Origin of the sequence: Enterovibrio baiacu (genome assembly GCF_004120195.1) — a bacterium.
Classification (GTDB): Bacteria; Pseudomonadota; Gammaproteobacteria; order Enterobacterales; family Vibrionaceae; genus Enterovibrio; species Enterovibrio baiacui.
In genome coordinates, this window is the sequence record NZ_SCHN01000003.1 from 1 (window position 1) to 694 (window position 694).

Annotated in this window: 2 rRNA genes; both read left to right on the forward strand. The window is 42.1% G+C overall.

Annotated features, from left to right (window positions below):
- Positions 1-122, forward strand: a 16S ribosomal RNA gene (locus EQP46_RS00085); the annotation flags it as partial.
- Positions 123-530: 408 nt separating this feature from the next.
- Positions 531-694: ribosomal RNA gene (locus tag EQP46_RS00090) — 23S ribosomal RNA — on the forward strand; the annotation flags it as partial.

The following is a 694-nucleotide window of genomic DNA, read 5'->3' on the forward strand; positions in this document are numbered from 1 at the left end:
GGGCTGCACCAGAAGTAGATAGCTTAACCTTCGGGAGGGCGTTTACCACGGTGTGGTTCATGACTGGGGTGAAGTCGTAACAAGGTAGCCCTAGGGGAACCTGGGGCTGGATCACCTCCTTAACGATACTATTGATGCAAGTGTCCACACAAATTGTATAGGTTGAAGAATAAAGACGGGAAAAGCCCTAATGAATGATTGCATCATTGATTAGCGCTTTTTGCGCTGTTCTCGAAAGAGAAATGCTCTTTAAAAATCTGGAAAGCTGACTAGTAAATTTAATCAAACGATTAAATTGAAATCTGTTTCTTATCTCTCTACCCGAGAGGTAATGAAACAAAAGTTCTCAAAACGTTAATTCTTTTGAATTAACACCAAACACATTCAAGTGTTCTTGGTTTCATCCTTCTTCGGAAAAGAAGGATGAACATATTTGAGTCCGGCGAAAAACCGTTCATTAATTTGAACTTGTTCTTTAACGAGAACACCTTGGTTGTTTGTCCATACATAAAGACCTCTTGGGGTTGTATGGTTAAGTGACTAAGCGTACACGGTGGATGCCTTGGCAGTCAGAGGCGATGAAGGACGTAGTAACTTGCGATAAGCCCAGATAAGGCAGTAACAGCCATTTGAATCTGGGATTTCCGAATGGGGAAACCCACGTGCATAAGCACGTATCCCACACTGAATACAT